Source organism: Oleiphilus sp. HI0066, from assembly GCF_001635725.1.
Map to the genome: position 1 here is coordinate 1 of NZ_LWFH01001585.1, position 831 is coordinate 831.

Annotated in this window: 1 protein-coding gene; it reads right to left on the bottom strand. The window is 45.1% G+C overall.

The features are described 5' to 3' along the window. Nucleotides 1–831: YCF48-related protein (locus A3738_RS24965; RefSeq protein ID WP_068763926.1), on the bottom strand; the 831-nt coding region annotated here is incomplete at both ends.

Here is an 831-nt window from a genome sequence, read left to right on the forward strand (position 1 = left end):
CTAAACGATCTGCGCGGGAATACGAAGAGAATGTTTCACCGCCATCATTGCTGACTATCACAGTCCCTGCATTACCAGTAATGCTAATTTGCTTATTACCATCTAACGCACCGCCCATCAGTGAACTTTCTGTGCCCGAATCAACTTTTGACCACGAGCGACCAGCATTGACGGTCTTAAACAAGTTTCCACGGAGACCAAATACCAAGGCGCTGTTTTTATCCTTGAGAGGCAAAACACCGAAAAACGAACCTTCATACGGACTATTTACCGTATCCCAAGATTGACCTTTATCACTTGAGGTAAACAACACACCCGCTTCACCTGCAATGATCAAATTGCCACCTTCAAGAACCTTAATCGCGTTCAAATGAAAACGATCTAAGTTATCCAGACGGTCGCCGGCATTTTCCCATGTGCGACCACCATCTGTCGTTTCGAACAAAAACCCATAAGCACCCACTGCAAAACCATGCGTGTCAGTCAAAAATGCAACATCTAAGAAAGGCTTTGACGCACCAATTTCAGCATCAAGTTCAGCATCCTCGAGCGCATATTGAGCATCTTCAAGTTCATACTCGAGATCTTCGTCTGAGCCACCACTTTCATCTAATTCAAACTCTAACTCAGCGATGTAAGCTTCGGCTTGCTCTATGATGGATTGATTAGCTTGGTTACCATCAAACTGTTTCACCCAGCTTAAACCACCGTCATTTGAATGCAGAATGACTCCGCCATGACCAACTGCCCACCCTTTATCCGACGAGACAAAATCAACAGCAGTGAGTAAAACAGATACAGGAACATCCGCTTGCTGCCAAGAAGATCCTC